Origin of the sequence: Flavobacterium plurextorum (assembly GCF_024638035.1) — a bacterium.
GTDB classification, from domain to species: Bacteria; Bacteroidota; Bacteroidia; order Flavobacteriales; family Flavobacteriaceae; genus Flavobacterium; species Flavobacterium plurextorum.
In genome coordinates this window covers 2644068-2661870 of record NZ_CP100442.1, presented here as the reverse complement: position 1 = coordinate 2661870, position 17803 = coordinate 2644068, and the positions used below count along the sequence as shown (strand labels likewise).

Sequence of the window (17803 nt, the reverse complement as noted above, 5' to 3'; positions counted from 1 at the left end):
TAAATTCCCTAAAAATAAGCCCTGACATGAGATTTTAAAACTAAAAAATCGAGATCACGAATTACAACATTTTTTTTAAACCGAGCAAATATATAATTCTCGAAATGATTAAGCAATTTATTTATTAATTAATCTCAAAAAAAAGACTGCAAAAGTGCAGCCTTTTCCTTTTTTTATCAAATTCTTTATACTAAAATCGACTTTAAAGCATCATTCATGCTACGAACTGCATCTGCACTTTTGGCAAACAAAGCTTTCTCCTGATCGTTTAATTTAATATCTACGATCTCTTCAACTCCATTTTTACCAATTATACACGGAACTCCTATACAAATGTCATTTTGCCCATACTCGCCTTCTACAAAGACAGAACAAGCAATCATTTTTTTCTGATCATTTAAAATACTATCCACTAAATATGCCACAGAAGCTCCCGGCGCATACCAAGCAGATGTTCCTAAAAGTCCTGTAAGCGTTGCACCTCCAACCATTGTATCGGCCGCAACTTTTTGTAATACTTCTTCAGAAAGAAATTGTGAAACTGGAATTCCATTATAAGACGCTAAACGTGTTAATGGAATCATCGTAGTATCACCGTGTCCGCCAATCACCATAGCAGAAACATCATTTGCAGGCTTGTCTAAAGCAAGAGAAAGATAAGTTCTAAAACGAGAACTATCTAACGCACCTCCCATACCTATAATTCTATTTTTTGGTAAACCTGTTGCTTTTAAAGCTAAATAAGTCATAGTGTCCATTGGATTTGAAACTACAACAATTATAGTATTTGGAGAATGTTTCAATACATTTTCTGCAACAGTTTTTACAATTCCAGCGTTTATACCTATTAATTCTTCTCTGGTCATTCCTGGTTTTCTTGGAATCCCTGATGTAATTACAACTACATCACTTCCTGCAGTTTTAGAATAGTCGTTGGTTACACCTGATACTTTGGTATTAAAACCAGTATTGGTGGCGCATTGCATAATATCCAAAGCCTTACCCTCAGCAAAACCTTCTTTAATATCCAACAATACTACTTCACTTGCAATTCCTCTATACGAGATAACATCTGCACATGTAGCTCCAACATTTCCTGCTCCTACAATAGTAACTTTCATATTTTTTACTTTATCGGTTATTAATCTGTTTATTTATAAATCAACAATTCGTTTAATCGTTTAAGTAAATTTAAACAATTAAACGAATTGAAGGTTCTATTCTGTTTTATTATGCATCAATATTTGCGTAAACTGCATTTTTCTCGATAAATTCTCTACGCGGCGGTACTTCATCCCCCATTAACATTGAGAAAACTCGATCAGCTTCAGCTAAACTATCGATAGTTACTTGACGCAGTGTTCTAAAGCTTGGATCCATGGTTGTTTCCCATAACTGCTCCGCGTTCATCTCTCCAAGACCTTTATAACGTTGAATAGCAGCACTTCCTCCCATTCTTTCGTTAGCTTGATCACGTTGAACATCATTCCAAGCATATTCTTTCTTTTGTCCTTTTTTAACTAAGTATAAAGGTGGTGCAGCAATATAAACGTGTCCTTCTTCAATAAGCTCTTTCATAAAACGGAAGAAGAATGTTAATATTAAGGTAGAAATGTGACTACCATCGACATCGGCATCACACATGATGATTACTTTGTGGTATCTTAGTTTTTCAAGATTTAATGCTTTACTGTCTTCTGCAGTTCCAACTGTAACCCCTAAAGCTGTAAAAATATTACGAATCTCTTCGTTTTCAAATACTTTATGATGCATCGCTTTTTCAACATTCAAGATTTTACCACGTAATGGTAAAATCGCTTGAAAGTTACGATCACGTCCTTGTTTTGCTGTTCCACCAGCCGAATCTCCCTCGACTAGATAAACCTCACATCTTGCTGGATCTTGTTCTGAACAGTCAGATAATTTTCCTGGCAATCCACCGCCGCCCATTACAGTTTTACGCTGTACCATTTCACGCGCTTTTTTTGCTGCGTGACGCGCCTGAGCCGCTAAAATTACTTTTTGGATAATTATTTTTGCATCATTTGGATTTTCCTCCAAATAATTTTCTAACATTTCTCCAACAGCTTGAGAAACTGGAGAAACTACCTCTCTGTTTCCTAGTTTTGTTTTTGTTTGTCCTTCAAATTGAGGCTCAGCAACTTTTACCGAAATAATAGCTGTTAATCCTTCACGGAAGTCATCTCCCGCAATTTCGAATTTTAATTTATCCAACATTCCAGAAGCATCTGCATATTTTTTAAGGGTTCTTGTTAAACCACTTCTAAAACCTTGCAGGTGAGTTCCTCCTTCGTGTGTATTAATATTATTTACGTAAGAAAAAATATTCTCCGTATAACTTGTATTATAAATCAAGGCAACCTCAACAGGGATTTCACCTTTGTCGTGGTCCATGCTGATTACGTGAGAAATAATTGGCTCACGATTACCATCTAAATAACGAATGTACTCTTTAAGACCTTCTGTTGAATGAAATACTTCACTTTTAAATTCGCCTTTCTCATCTACTTCTCTTTTGTCTGTAAACGTAATTGTAATTCCTTTATTCAAGAAAGAAAGCTCACGCATACGAGCTGATAAAGTATCATAAGAGAACTCTGTAGTTTGCGTAAAAATGGTATTATCAGGGTAAAAAGTCTGACGTGTACCTCTTTTTTCAGTCTCTCCTATTTGTTTAACTGGATATAAAGATTTTCCTCTTTCGTATTCTTGCTCGTAAATTTTACCTTCTCTAAAAACTGTCGATTTCATATGAACCGAAAGTGCGTTTACTACAGAAACCCCCACACCGTGAAGACCTCCAGAAACCTTATAAGAATCTTTATCAAATTTACCTCCGGCACCAATTTTAGTCATTACAACCTCTAGTGCAGAAACTCCTTCTTTTTTATGTAAATCAACAGGAATACCACGTCCGTTATCTTCAACTGTTACAGAGCCGTCTTCGTTTATTGCAACACTAATCGTATCACAATGTCCTCCCATTGCCTCATCAATTGAGTTATCGACAACTTCATAAACCAAATGGTGCAGCCCTCGAACCCCTACATCTCCAATATACATCGATGGACGCATTCTTACGTGCTCCATTCCTTCTAATGCCTGAATACTATCTGCTGAATAATTGTTCTTCTTGATTTCTTCGCTCATATAATTTATTCTAAAAAATGTATTTATTGTCTAACACGCAAATATATAAAAACGCGGACTATATACCCATAAAATTCCGACTTAAAGCACTTAAGTTATCAACACAATTGTTTAAAAAATCAAAAAATAACCTCTAAATTCCAAAAAATAGCCTCTTAAAAAAATAAAACCAAAAATATCTTCATTTTTTTCAAACACGAATATTTTAAATTCCAAATCTCAAAACGGAAAACAACATAAAAGCAAAATCCGAAATAACAATTTAATGTTATTTCGGATTTTATAAAGTTGGGAATTTTAACCTTTATTATTTTTTGTTAAAATCTCCAGCATAAATAGAAGTCATTTTATCCAAGCTTATATACTTTTTCAAAACAGCATTAATTTCTTCAATTTTCAACGCTTTTACTTTACTTTCAAGCGTATCATAATCCTCAAGCGGAGTTCCGTATTGAAGATAAGAATTTGTTAAAGCAATCAAAGTACCATCATTTCCTAATCTGGTTTTTCTTTCATTAAGCCAGCTTGTTAAATTTGATTTTAATTCTTCAGCAGTAAAACCATCTTTTAGTGCTTTTGAAATTTCTTCTTTAGCTGCAGTTTCAACTGCATTCTTTTTCGTTGGATTTAAAAAAGCATAATACAACCAATATGCAACATCGTTTGTAACTGGTACATTTATGAACGATCCCGCTCCATAACTAATTCCTTCTTTCTCTCTTAATCTCATCGGAATTCTGGCTGTTAAAAAACCTCCGCTTCCTAACATTTCATTCGCCATAACAAATGCCGGATAATCAGGACTTTTTAAGTTCATTTTAAAACTTATTTTTCCCATTGCAACAGCATTTTCTTTATCTGGTGTAATAAATTCTTTGTCTAACTTTTTCGTTTCAAAAAAAGTTGGCTGTGCCATCACATATTTTGATTTAGAATTCCATTTCCCAAATGTATTCTCTAAAATTTCTCCTGTAGTTTTTGCATCTAAATCCCCTACTACACTTCCAAATCCGTTGTTTCCTCCTAAGATATTATTATAAAAATCAACGATTTCTGATTGTTTTATCTTTTTATAAGCATCAATTTGTTCTTGAACTGTTGATGTATAAAAAATACTTTCTTTAGCATATTCTTCCGTTTGTTTTGAAACCTGAACAAAAGCAACAGCCTGAGGATCATTCAAACTAGATTCTAGATAAGTATTATATTCGTTGATTGTTTTTGTTAACTCATTTTGTGGAAAAGTTGAATTCACCAATAAATCACCCAAAATCTCCATAACTTCCTTGAAACTTTCTTTGTATGTATTGATATTTACTGTCAAATTCTGCCCAGAATAATTAAAACTCAAACTAGACTTTAACTGATCTAATCGATCACTAATTTGCTCCTTAGTTTTAGTTTTAGTTCCTGTTTTTAGCAATTGCGCAAGGATCGCTCCAGTATTTGTTTTTCCTGCCAAGTCTTTTTCATTACTTACAGGAAACTTAAAACTAGCTTGCACTTTCCCGCCTTTTATTTCTTTTTTAATAAGACCATATTTTGCTCCATTGCTTAATTTTCCTTCAACAAAATTTTGTTTTAAGTTTTTTATAGAAGCTTCAAAAGCTGCCGTTTCTTTCTCTAAAGCTTTTCCTTTGTAGTCTTTTGTAAAAGCTGCTAACTGCTCATCTGTATATTCTGAAGGTTTAACTCTTTGCTCGTCTTTTGATGGAACAAATATCCCGATTGTTCTATTATTACTTCTAAAATATCTCTCTGCTACTCTTTGAATATCCTCTTTTGTCAGGTTTTCGATTGCATCTCTATACAAAAAGCCCAATCTATAATCGCCCGCACCAATAATTTCAGTAAGATTTATAGCAAATGAAATAGTATTATTTTTCACACCTTCAATTTGCTTAATAAGTTTCGCTTTAGCTCTATTTACATCTTCATCTGTGTATTTTGTAGAAGCTATCTTATCCAACTCTGTTCTTACTAAATCTTTTGTCGCTACTACATCCTTATCATTAGGAACTGCAACTCCAAAATACATAAAACTAGCATCTCTAGTTGTTGGCTGCCAGAAATATATACTAGATACTTTTTGAGTTTCTACCAACGCTTTGTACAAATATCCTGAAGGATCTGAAGTCAAAATTTCACCTAAAGCATCAATCGCTGCATAATCTTTATCGACATAAGCTGCTGTATGATACAAAGCTCCAACATTTTTACTGTCACCAGCTCTTTTAAGTTCTACGTACTTTTCACCGTCTTGCGCTGGTTCAATCGTATATGTTTTATTTAAAACTCGCTTAGGTTTTGCAATTGCACCAAAATACTGCCCAATATACTGCAATGCTTTTTGCTCATCAAATTTACCTGCAATAATCAAAGTCGCATTGTCTGGCTGATAGTATTTTTCATAAAAAACTCTAAGTGTATTCGCTTTTACTCTTTCTATATCTTCTTTACTTCCAATAGTACTATTTCCGTAATTATGCCAAAGATAAGCTGTCGATAAAATTCTTTCCTGTAAAACCCCGTCAGGATTATTCTCTCCTATTTCAAATTCGTTTCGAACTACCGAAAATTCTTTATCTAAATCGGTTTGCAAAATGGTAGCATTTATCATTCTGTCAGCTTCCATTTCAACACTCCATTTTAAGTTTTCATCTGTAGATGGAAAAACTTCATAATAATTAGTACGATCTAACCAAGTAGTTCCATTTGCACTTCCTCCTTTATCAGAAAGCATTTTTTTAATATCACCAAGATTTTTTGTACTCTTAAAAAGCATATGCTCTAATAAATGCGCCATCCCTTTTTCGCCGTAACCTTCATGTCTCGATCCTACATTATAAACAATATTCACAACCATATTGCTTTGTGAAGCATCTGGAATCAAAAGAACTTTCAATCCATTATTCAAAGAATATTCTTTTACACCTTCAACATTTTTGATGTATTTTGGTGCTTCAATCTTTTGTGCATTAACAGAACTCATGGAGACAAACGCACAATACAACGCTCCACTTAGTAATAATTTTCTCATAGGTAATAGTTAGTGATTAAATAAGCAGTATTTTTTTTGGTACTCAAATATAGTATTTTTCCTAACCAAGGCAAATTGAAATTAACTTACTTTTAGCATTTTACTTTTTAGATAAACTTCTAACATACTGCTTAGTAAAACCTCTTAATTCTAAACCAAAAAAAATCCGAAACTCACCTTTAAAAGGTAGTTTCGGATTTTTTATATTCTATTTTAAGATTTTAAATCAAATTAGAAACATAGATTTTCAACTTTAGATTGCTAATCCTGATTTTACGGTTTCCGCATCATCTGCAACGTGCGCCGCATTTGCTCTTCCGCTTGGATCAAGATTATCCTGCCATTTCGGAATCCATTTTCTAACGGTTTGTCCCGCACTAACCTGCGGATAATATTTATGAAATATTGATCTATAATAATATGCTTCTTTTGTTGTTGGTGTATTATACGGAAATTCTCCCGCCGCACCAGCCAATTGCTCATCTGTAACTTGAGACGAACAATATTCTATAAGTTCATCAACCCATCGATATCCAACTCCATCAGAAAATTGTTCTTTTTGTCTCCATAAAACACTCTCTGGCAAATAAGGATCTTCTGGTGTATCAAAAGCTTTACGCAAAATGTATTTTTCAATTCCATCATACATTTTAGGCTGTTTTTCTTCCGTTTTAATTCGAATTGCAGCATCTAAAAAATGGGAATCCAGAAACGGAATTCTAGCTTCTATTCCATTTGCCATTGTTGCTTTATCAGCACGAAGTAAATCAGCTGTAAATAACTTCTGAACTCTTTCAATTGTTTCATCTTGAAATTCTTCTGCCGAAGGTGCATTTCTAAAATACAAATGACCTCCAAAAATTTCATCAGCACCTTCTCCTGAAAATATTATTTTTATTCCTTTCTCGCTGATAGCTTTCGATAATAAGTACATTGGAACTCCTGAACGTACTGAAATAATATCGTATGTTTCAATGTGATAAATCACTTTTTCTAATGCTTCTACACCTTCTTCAACAGTAAAATGAACTTCATGATGATCTGTTCCTAAAAATTCAGCAGCTTTTCGAGCCTTTTTATTATCTGGTGAATCAGCATCTAAACCAATAGAAAATGTTGGCAGTTTTTTACCTTCTTCTTTAAAGAAACGCGAAGCAATAGAGGATATTAAAGAAGAATCTAAACCTCCTGATAATATAGCACCAACCGGCACATTACCCATCAAGCGCTTACGAACAGCTTCTACGAATGTTTTACGAATCACATCTAAATTTAAAGACTGATTAACCTTTGCACGATCTTCATATTCTGGATTGTAATATTTTACAAAACCTTTTTTTGCTGTATAATAATGTCCAGGAGGAAATGTTGAAAACGACTTACATTGGTCTGCTATCGATTTCATTTCTGAAGCAAAATATATTCTTCCTCTTTCATCCAAACCATAATACAAAGGTTTAACACCAATTGGATCACGTCCGGCAATATAATTATCACCATCAATAATTACAAAAGCAAAATCTCCGTCTAACTTATTACAAAAATCATATCCAAATTCTTCATACAAATGCACGATAACCTCAGAATCTGAATTTGTTCTGAATGTATGCTCTTTTAAAATCGTATTTTTTAATTCCTGATAATTATAAATTTCACCATCATGAACCATCCAGGCTTTTTTAGTTCCCTGAATAGGTTGTTTCCCTGATTGTAAATCTATAATGGATAAACTTTCATGGCAAAGTATACTGCCATTTTCCATAATCTGTAAATCACTCTCATCGGGACCACGATATGACATTCTTTTAGAAAGCTCTTTTACAAGCTGCGGGTCTTTTCCTTTGCCAATAACGGCTAATAATCCAGACATACTATTCTATTTTTTTATTATATTCCCTTCAATGAAAATTCAAATTGAATCCAACATTAAAAAATCATTAAAATTTCTATTAAAAGCAAAGCTAAATATTAATTCTTTCTTTTCTAATTTTTTAGTATTAAAAAATGCGTTGATTTTATTTTATTTTGATAAATATCAAATATAAAAGAAAAGCAAAATCAATTTTCCATTTTTTACTCCTAAAAAACTAAAAATCAAACAATTTAACATTCTTAGACAAGAAAAACGTCCTCGGCTAGAGAACGTCTTTCATCAAAATATACTAATTCTAAAATAAACTTTTTTATGCTTTAGCATAAGCATCATCATGAACACTTGCAACTGCTCTTCCAGAAGGATCGTTCATGTTTTTAAATGCTTCATCCCATTCTAAAGCGATTTTTGTACTACAAGCTACACTTGCTTCCTGAGGTACACATAATGCTGCTGCGTCACTTGGAAAGTGCTCTGCAAAAATAGAACGATAGTAGTACTCTTCTTTTGAGGTTGGCGTTTGCAATGGGAATTTGTATTTTGCATTTGCCAATTGCTCATCCGAAACTTCTCTGCCAACCACTTCTTTCAAAGTATCAATCCAGCTGTATCCTACTCCATCAGAAAACTGTTCTTTTTGTCTCCATGCAACACTTTCTGGAAGCATATCTTCAAAAGCTTTACGAACAACCCATTTTTCCATTGGATGTTCTTTGTTGATCATTTTATCTTGCGGGTTGATGCGCATTGCAACATCCATAAATTCTTTATCCAAGAAAGGAACACGTCCTTCAATTCCCCATGCAGCTAAACTTTTGTTAGCACGCAAACAGTCGTACATGTGAAGTTTTCCTAATTTACGAACGTTTTCTTCGTGAAATTCTCTTGCGTTTGGTGCTTTATGGAAATATAAATATCCTCCAAATAACTCATCTGCACCTTCACCAGACAACACCATTTTAATTCCCATTGATTTGATAACTCTCGCCATTAACCACATCGGAGTTGAAGCTCTTACTGTAGTAACATCATAAGTTTCTAGGTTGTAAATTACATCACGAACAGCATCCAAACCTTCTTGAATTGTAAATTTAATTTCGTGGTGAATCGTTCCAATATGATCTGCCACTTTTCTTGCTGCTGCTAAATCCGGCGAACCTTCTAAACCAACCGAGAAAGAGTGTAATTGCGGATACCAAGCATCTGTAGTATCATCTGACTCAATACGTTTTTGCGCAAATTTTTTGGCTACAGCCGAAGTAATAGAAGAATCTAAACCTCCCGAAAGTAAAACTCCGTAAGGAACATCACTCATTAATTGTCTATGAACCGCAGCTTCTAATGCTTTTTTGATTTCTGGAATACTAGTCTCGTTATCTTTTACTGCATCATATTCTGTCCAGTCTCTTTTGTACCATTGTACAAATTCACCGTCTTTACTTGTCATATAATGCCCTGGAGGAAACAACTCAATTTTTGTGCAGTATCCTTCTAAAGCTTTTAATTCTGAAGCTACATAAAAAGTTCCGTGCTGATCCCAACCGATATACAAAGGAATAATTCCCATATGGTCACGAGCAATAAAATACTCATCTTTATCAACATCATAAATAGCAAATCCGAAGATTCCGTTCATTTCGTCAACAAAATGAGGTCCTTTTTCTTTGTAAAGAGCCAAGATCACTTCGCAGTCACTTTCTGTTTGAAAGTTATATCTTCCTTCAAATTGTTTACGCAATTCTCTGTGGTTGTAAATTTCACCATTTGCAGCCAAAACCAATTTTTTATCTTCTGTAAATAAAGGTTGTTTTCCTGAAGCTGGATCTACAATAGCCAAACGCTCATGAGAAAGAATAGCTTTATCATTGCTGTAAATTCCGCTCCAGTCCGGTCCGCGGTGACGAATGATTTTAGACATTTCTAATACTTGAGGTCTTAAAGTCTCGGCTTTTTGTTTTAGATCAAAGGCACATACAATTCCACACATAATCTTATATTTTTATTTTTAAATTTTAATTTGATAAGGCAAAGATGCAATATCAGTTACAATTGAAAAACACAAATATCAAATTCAGTTACAATTTAAAACCATAAAACAAATTTTACATACAAAATGTAAAATTTTAACATCAAAAAAAGGGCTAAACTTATAATTTTTAATTTCAGAGATAAAACATGAGTAAAATTGAAGGTTTTACACAAATGTTTGAATTAAATATTTAGATATTTAAAAAACATTAAAAATATACCAAAGCACAAAGAAATTTTCTCAATATTGTCATTTCGACTGAAAGGAGACTATTGCAGTTATGGCAATGCTTTAAAAAAATAGATTATTCCTAAAACTATAAACGTAATTATAGTAGTCCAATTTTTGAACGTCTTAAAATTAACTTCAGATTTATATCGTTTATTATTTTCTAAAACATCTTTTTTCCACAGTTTATGAAGTTTATAAAAAGCAAAAGAGGCTCCAAATAAAGAAAAACTGCATATTAAATAAGGATAATCCATTAGCTAATTTCTTGAATGAGATACTTTGTACCGTTAATCTCAAACTCAAAACCAACTTTATTTCCCATTAGATGATTTCCCAACGGAGATTGCGGAGAAAGTGCAATAACATTAATACCGTCGATTGTAATTTTAGGAAGCGCAACACTTAAGTACAAATAGATTCCATTTGCTTTTACCAGACTTCCTAAAATAATATTCTCGGTAGTTTTAGATGGATCAATTTTATCCAAAATTGCTTTCTGCGCAATTGCTTCTTTTAATTTATTGGTCAATTTTTCCTGTTCGATATGCATCATAGACAAAGCCGTTTCGTGCTTATCGCCGGCCGATCCTTTTGCATCGTTTTTAGAATCTTCTGTCAATCCGGAAATCATGTCTTTAAAAACATCAATTCGATCCTGAACCATTTGTAGATAATGATTGTATATTTTTTCTTTGAATTCCATTCTTTAAAGGTACTGAGGTTCTGAGATGCAAAGGTGCAAAGGTTTTTTCTCTTTGTCTATTTTTTTTATTCAAAAAAAGTACTTGGATAAATCACATTTCCGCTGACACCAGATAATCCATTTTCAGTCAAAGGAATTATCATACAGTTTTCAGCAGGAACATCAAAAGGCATTTTGATATTGTATTTTTCACAAAGTTCATAACCAAATCTCGGGTAATAGTCTTGATGTCCCAATAAAATAACCGACTTATATCCTAACTTTTTTGCTGTTTCATGACCGTATAAAATAAGTTTTGAGCCAATTCCTTTTCCTTGAAATTCTGGCAAAACCGAAACCGGAGCGAGCGCTAAAGACTGAAATGATTGAGATTCATTTTTAATCTCCAATTTTGTAAATAAAATATGTCCAACGATTTTATTCTCAATTTCGGCAACAATAGATAACTCAGGAATGAAAGCTTCTGATTTTCGCAGTCTTTCAACCAAAAATTGCTCTTTGTGATCGCTGTATTCTTCCTTTTCAAAAGCCTTTTCTATTAACTCAAAAACACTTTTATAATCATTTTCATTTTCTTGTCTAAGTTTGATTTCCATCTTTTCTAAAGTTACAAAGGTTCTACGTTACAAAGATGCAAAGGTTTTATACAGTCACAAAAAAAGTCAGCCACGAATTACACAAATTTTCACGAATTATAAAACACAAAGTTCGCAAAGCTTTGTATTGAACCAGCTTTGCGAACTTTGTGTTTTTCAAACGAAGTAATAAGTAAAATCTTAGCTCCCGATAGCTATCGAGATTGCGGTTAAGAATCCTTAAAAATCAAATTTATAATTTCCTCCAGCTAGAACCTGAAATCCTTGTACCGGATAATTCAACCATCTTTCATAAGCTTGATTTCCTATATTATTCAGTTTTAAAAAGAAAGTCAAACGTTCACTGTATTTGTATCCTAAATGTGCATTAGCATCAAAATAACTTTTTAATGTAATTGGATTTCCAAGAGCTGCTACATTCAAATTAGTCTGCATGTCTTTACGTTCTCCTACATAAAAAACATTTAGACCTGCGTACCATTGTTTAGTAATATTAACATCTAGATTTGAACTCAATTTCATAGAAGGTAAATTCCATGCTTCTAAACCGTCTGTTTTATAACTATTAAAAGTTCCGTTGATTCCAAAAGAAACATTTTGAGAAAAATCAGCTTTTAATTCTCCGTAGAAACGCAAAGTTCTAACATCATCATAAATCACCCCAAAAGAGTTTCCAAAAGCATAATTCTGATTCGAAAAATCTTCTGTATAATCATTGCTTTTAAACAATGCTTTGTCCTTTTCATTCAAATAAGAAGCAGTTAAATTATAATTGATATTATTTGCCAGTTTACCCTTTAATCCTGCAAAAACATTATACTGAGTACTGCTTGGTTTCATATTTAAAGTTGGAGATAAAAATGGATTTTGAGTAACAAAATCAGCATAAGAGTTTTGATTCAAACTTCCGTTTACTCCTGTATAAAAAATCATTAAATCGCCTACCAATTTGTATGAAGCATTTACTTTTGGATAAACAAAAAACTTATTACCGCTGTTCTCTGAATCTAAAGCATAAAATAATCCCGCTCCTAACTCTAGCGTCCATTCGTTTTCATGAATCACAAAACTAGGTTCAACTCCAAAATTTGTTAAACTATATTTTAATGGCTCAACATTATTATACGCATAATTATGATCAAACGAACCACTAACGTGATCTACAATAATATTGGTATTGATTGCCTGATCCATAACATCGACTTTAAAAGTCGGTTTTAAATAAAAACGATTCTCTGAAGAAGAAAAACTATCCGAAAAATGTGTAAATCTCGCATCGATTTTATTAAAAATACTTTCGCTAAACTCTACATTTCCTCCTAATGAAATAGTATTATAAGAATGATTTGGATTAATTCCTCGAATCAAATCTTCTTGCGTTGCCGGCGGAAGCGTCATTCCAAAATCAGAAGGCAGACCATACCAGTTATAAATTTGGTTTTGATAACCCAAATCAACTCCCCACGATACATCACGATTAATTACGCCGTAACCTACATTCAATGCCGTATCATAAAACTCATCGTTCAGATTAACATCTTTAATTCCTCCTTGCGAAGAATGATGACGAAACATTCCTGCTAAATAATCATTATTTCCTAAATCCTGCGTTACAAATAACTCTGCGTTTAATGTTCCGTAATTTCCAACACCTAAAGTCGCATAATTATTAAACAATCTTTCCTTTTTAGATTTTTCAACACCTTCAGCTTTTCCTTTTGATGGTGTAAAAGTCGACGCTACAGGAACTGATAAAATACTATATTTTATCGTTTCTTTAGGCTGATTTCCAGCATCGTCCAGCGAAGGAGTTTCTTTTACTTTAAAAGCGTCTGAGATTGTCGGCGAATAAGGCTTTACCACATTTACAGTTTCAGTTCCGATGTTTTCATTTTTCTTTTGAGAAAACGAAAGCTGACCAACAAGCAACACTAGTAAAACGATGATTTTATTTCGGCAATTAATTTTCATATATCTTTTTTTTTGTAAAATGTCTTTTGTAAAATGTGAAATGTAACCTCTAAAAAACTCCTCCAGAAACATTGCACTTCTCACATTTCACTTTTTACATCTTAACAATTATCTAATTTTCTAATTCTTTAATTTTTAAGCTTCCCACTCGCCTTTTGCAATAAATTGAGCTTTTCCTCCTATTTTAATATCAAAGTCATTCTCCTTTAATTCTCCTTTAAAATAAATTTCTGAAGGACGATTAATATAATCTCCTTGATAATTAACTATTTCAAGTTGTGGCTTATGATATTTTAATAAAAATGCCTGTAAACAAGTGCTCGCACTTCCTGTTGCTGCATCTTCAACTAATTGGTTATGTTCAATACACAACATTCTGCTGAACAATTTTGAACCTTCTAAATAATAGAAATACAATGCTCTGTGTGAAGTTTTACAATTCTTCTTCAACCATTCATCGGTTTTATCTTTGTCTAAAACCAAATCTTCAAGCGCTCTTTTACTGCTTAATCCAACCATTACAAAAGCACTTCCGGTTGTAACTTCCTGAATTGGAAATTGATTTTCAAAATCGTGATTTTTCAAATTACTGAATACTGAAAAATCTTCTTTCGAAAAAATGTCCCAAAATTTTGGCTGTGCTGCTTTTAACCAAATCAAACCTTCCGATTGATGAATTGAAATAGGTCCAATTGGCACATTTAGTTTTATACTTTCTGGCGAATTATCAAATACTTTATTCATCAAAACCCATGAAGTTCCAATTATCGGATGTCCTGCAAACTGCATTTCATGAGCCGGAGTAAATATTTTTATCTCGGCTTTATTATTTTCTTTATCCAGTTTGGTTACAAATGTGCTTTCTGCAAAATTTATTTCTCTTGCAATCTGCTGCATTTCTTCCTTACTTAAATTCTCTGCATCTAAAAAAACCGCTAACTGATTTCCAGCATATTTTTTATCTGCAAAAACATCAACTATATAAAAAGGTAAACTCATTTCTTTCTTTTTTTTTAGAGAATTGAGGAAAGAATAAAGAGGAAAGACTTTAGCAATCTTTCTTCTTGCTTCTATTCTCTTGTTTCTATTCTCTTTTTTCTTATTTATTAATCGACGAATTGGTTTTAGACTCTTCCAATTTGATCGCACTCAACTCTTTTTTAGCCTCTTCAACAACATCTGGAAAATCTGTAAAATTGTTAATTACGTTATCCAAAATATAAGTTGCCTGATAGCTGTCTTTTAATCCGTAGAAATTTTTAGCCATTAAAACCAAACCTTTCGCTCCATAATATTTATAAGCCGAATAATTCTTCGCTAATTTTTGTACAGATACATTTGAAGCATCAAACTTGCCTTCTTTCGTTTTAAAATAAGCATCATAATACAAAGCTTCTGCTGCTAATTCTCCTTTTGAAGTTGCCGAAAGTTTTGCATAAGCCGTTTTAGCTTTTTCTTCCTCACCAGTCTGAATTGCCGCACGCGCAACTATAATTTGAGCATCAGCTTTTACGTTTGCATCCGTTTTTACATTCTGTAATACTTTATCAGCATAGATAACTGAATTATTATAATCTTTTTTATCATAATAACATTTCATCAAATTAGCCTGTGCAAAACTTTTATTTTGAGGAAAATCAGCTTCGTTTTCTAAACGTACTAGAACCGGAATCGATTTATCACAGTCTTTTGCTTTTAGGTAAATTTGAGCCAATCTGCTTAACGATTGTTCTGTAAATTCACTTCTTGGCTGATCAATAACATATTGATAATTTGTTGCCGCTTTTGTTTCAGAACCTTCAGCATAAGTCAGCTGTGCCAAATAAAAGTTAGCTTCAAGTGCGTGTAATCCTGATGGAAATTTACTCACATAACCTGCAAAACCAGTAATTGCAGCTTTATTGTTGCTTTGACTGTATTGTTTAAAAGCGGCATCGTAAGTATCATTATCCAACTCAGCATCTGTAACCGAAACGAAATCCAATGTTCGAACCCAAGTTGCATATTCGTCCACTTTTCCTGAATCAACATAAATCAATCTCGCAGTCGAAACAGCTTCAAGCGCTTCTGGTGTTTTTGGAAATTCTGCTGCCACTTTTTTAAATTTCGTTAAAGCTTGTTCGTCACGATCTGAATTGTAATAAATCAAACCTTGTTTTAAAATCGATTTTGAAGTAAACGAACCATTTTTATATTCTGAAATCAGCTGATCGAAAGTTTTAATCGCTAGATCATTCTTTTTATCAGCCACATAAGTATTTCCTAATTCATACAAAGCATCATCACGATACTCTGATTTTTTATACATCTTAAGAAAGTTATTCAACTCAGCAATTTTCTGATCGTTTTTAGACATAAAACCGTAAGAAAGTGCTTTTTGAAATTGAGCGTAATCAGCATCAACTCCTTTTGCATCAATTGCTTTTCCGTAAGCTTCATTCGCCTGTGCATATTTTGAAGTTACAAAACGAGAATCTCCTAAACGTAAATACGAATCGTTTAAACGAACTTTATCTTCTTTTGAATTATCAATTTGAGCTTGAAATGAATTGGCCGCCTGATCGTATTCTTTCAGTTTAAAATAAGTATAACCAATATTATAATTGATGTTTTTATATTCAGCAGTAGATTTTGCCGCAGCAAGTCCAGCAAACTGTTTATAAGTCAACAATGCATTTTGAAAATCATCCGCAACATACTCTGTTTCGGCTTTCCAGAAAGTAGCACGAGCTGTAAACTCAGGCGTTTTTTGTTCGCTGATTGCATTTTTAAACATTTTTGCAGCCTCAGTGTAATTCGATTCATTAAACAATTCTACACCTCTGTAAAAAAGTACTTTTTGATAAGCCGCTTTATTTTCTGCAGTTCTATTTTTTTCCAATAAAGTCAAAGCCTCTTTATAGTTTTTTGTAGAAATATAAGAATCTACTAAAAGTTTCTCTACCTCTGCTCTGCTGGAATTATTTGGATACTTTTTCAAGAAATCAAGTAAAACACCAGGAACAGTTTGATAAGCATTTCCAATATCATAACTCACTTTAGCGTAATTTAATGCTGCATCTTCCTGAATCTGCGCATTAAAATCCATTTCCGAAGCATTTTTAAATGCATTCAACGCTTCTTGTTTTTTACCCGTATTCAAATAACTCAAACCTAAATGATAGTAAGCATTTTGAGCCACAAAATCTTTTCCTTCGATAATTTTATTGAATTGCGAAATTGCTTTTTCGTAGTTTTTCTGCTCATAATAAGCATAACCTAACTGATAAAAATCGGTATTATTCCACTTTCCTTTTTTACCTTCATATTGTTCTAAAAACGGAATCGCTTTATCGTATTGTTTTAAATTGAAATAGCTTTCGCCAATAATTTTATTCAATTCAGATTTTTCCATCGCATTTGATTTCGCCATTGCTTTTTGACCCAAATCGATTGCTTTTTGGAAATTTCCAAGTTTAAAATTCATATCGGCCTGATAATACGAAAGCTTTTCTTTGTATTTTTCTTCACCCGAAACTTCATCAAAATACTTAGTTGCTTCTTTGTAATCGTCGCCTTCATAAGCCATAAATCCTAAATAGTATTTAGCCTGAGAACCAAACACAGGAGAATTCACTACTTTATTAAAATAAGTTGTGGCTTCTTTTTTCTTTTTAGCATTAAAATAGCTGTATCCTTTTTGGAAATTAAATTTATCTGAGTCTGATTTACTCATGTAACTTTCATCTACTTTATCAAACCATTGCAATGCTTTTGGATAATTTCCTTGCTCAAAGAAATATTGCGCAACTTCAATGTAAGCCTGATTTTGCTTTGTACTTGTTGGATAATCGTCAACAAACTTCGCCATTAACTCATCGGCATTAACCTGATTTGTTCTAATAGCGCAATTAGCAATGTAATAAGCACAATCAGATTTTACTTCTTCAGTATCAGCATGATTTTTTACATACTGAAAAATATGTTGTGCCGAAGCATATTGTTTATCATTATATAAAGCCAGTGCTTTGTCAAAATCCTTTAAATCGTAAGTATAAATAGCTGATTTTTGTGCTGAAATCGTGGTCGAGATAAGGATAATTTGAAATAAAAAGAACCAGGAAAGTTTACGCATTTTAGTTTTATTTAGTATTCAAATTTATCATTTTATACCGTTTATAACGAAACGTTTCAGACTTTTATTATGAAC

10 protein-coding genes are annotated in these 17803 nt (G+C 32.8%); all 10 read right to left on the bottom strand.

Annotated elements, in window-relative coordinates; translation table 11 throughout:
- Positions 1-185: 185 nt before the first annotated feature.
- The 10 genes from mdh to NLG42_RS11765 all read right to left on the bottom strand — a co-directional run bounded on the left by mdh (position 186) and on the right by NLG42_RS11765 (position 17728).
- Positions 186-1121: a malate dehydrogenase gene (gene mdh / locus NLG42_RS11810; protein ID WP_089055237.1), complete on the bottom strand. Its 936-nt coding sequence runs from the start codon at positions 1119-1121 to the stop codon at positions 186-188.
- A 109-nt stretch (positions 1122-1230) separates the two neighbouring features.
- Positions 1231-3171 (bottom strand): DNA topoisomerase (ATP-hydrolyzing) subunit B, encoded by a 1941-nt coding sequence (gene gyrB, locus NLG42_RS11805; protein ID WP_089059046.1) that lies wholly within the window; start codon positions 3169-3171, stop codon positions 1231-1233.
- Between the two features lie 307 nt (positions 3172-3478).
- The gene (locus tag NLG42_RS11800) at positions 3479-6211 is read right to left on the bottom strand and encodes a M16 family metallopeptidase (RefSeq protein WP_257683902.1); all 2733 of its coding nucleotides are present in this window, start codon (positions 6209-6211) and stop codon (positions 3479-3481) included.
- 253 nt (positions 6212-6464) lie between these two features.
- A complete protein-coding gene (asnB, locus tag NLG42_RS11795; protein ID WP_257683901.1) occupies positions 6465-8081 on the bottom strand; it encodes an asparagine synthase B in 1617 nt (538 codons plus the stop codon).
- Between the two features lie 313 nt (positions 8082-8394).
- Complete coding sequence (gene asnB / locus NLG42_RS11790; protein WP_089059049.1) at positions 8395-10071, bottom strand: asparagine synthase B; 1677 nt, start codon at positions 10069-10071, stop codon at positions 8395-8397.
- A 526-nt stretch (positions 10072-10597) separates the two neighbouring features.
- Positions 10598-11047, bottom strand: coding sequence for a hypothetical protein (locus NLG42_RS11785; protein WP_257683900.1), 450 nt, complete (start codon positions 11045-11047; stop codon positions 10598-10600).
- A gap of 65 nt (positions 11048-11112) precedes the next feature.
- Positions 11113-11643: a GNAT family N-acetyltransferase gene (locus NLG42_RS11780; protein ID WP_257683899.1), complete on the bottom strand. Its 531-nt coding sequence runs from the start codon at positions 11641-11643 to the stop codon at positions 11113-11115.
- A gap of 219 nt (positions 11644-11862) precedes the next feature.
- Positions 11863-13614, bottom strand: a complete 1752-nt coding sequence (locus NLG42_RS11775; RefSeq protein ID WP_089059078.1) for a TonB-dependent receptor — start codon at positions 13612-13614, stop codon at positions 11863-11865.
- A 135-nt stretch (positions 13615-13749) separates the two neighbouring features.
- Complete coding sequence (locus tag NLG42_RS11770) at positions 13750-14613, bottom strand: PhzF family phenazine biosynthesis protein (RefSeq protein ID WP_089059054.1); 864 nt, start codon at positions 14611-14613, stop codon at positions 13750-13752.
- A gap of 100 nt (positions 14614-14713) precedes the next feature.
- Entirely contained in the window at positions 14714-17728 is a 3015-nt protein-coding gene (locus NLG42_RS11765) for a tetratricopeptide repeat protein (RefSeq protein WP_257683898.1), read from the bottom strand.
- Positions 17729-17803 lie beyond the last annotated feature (75 nt).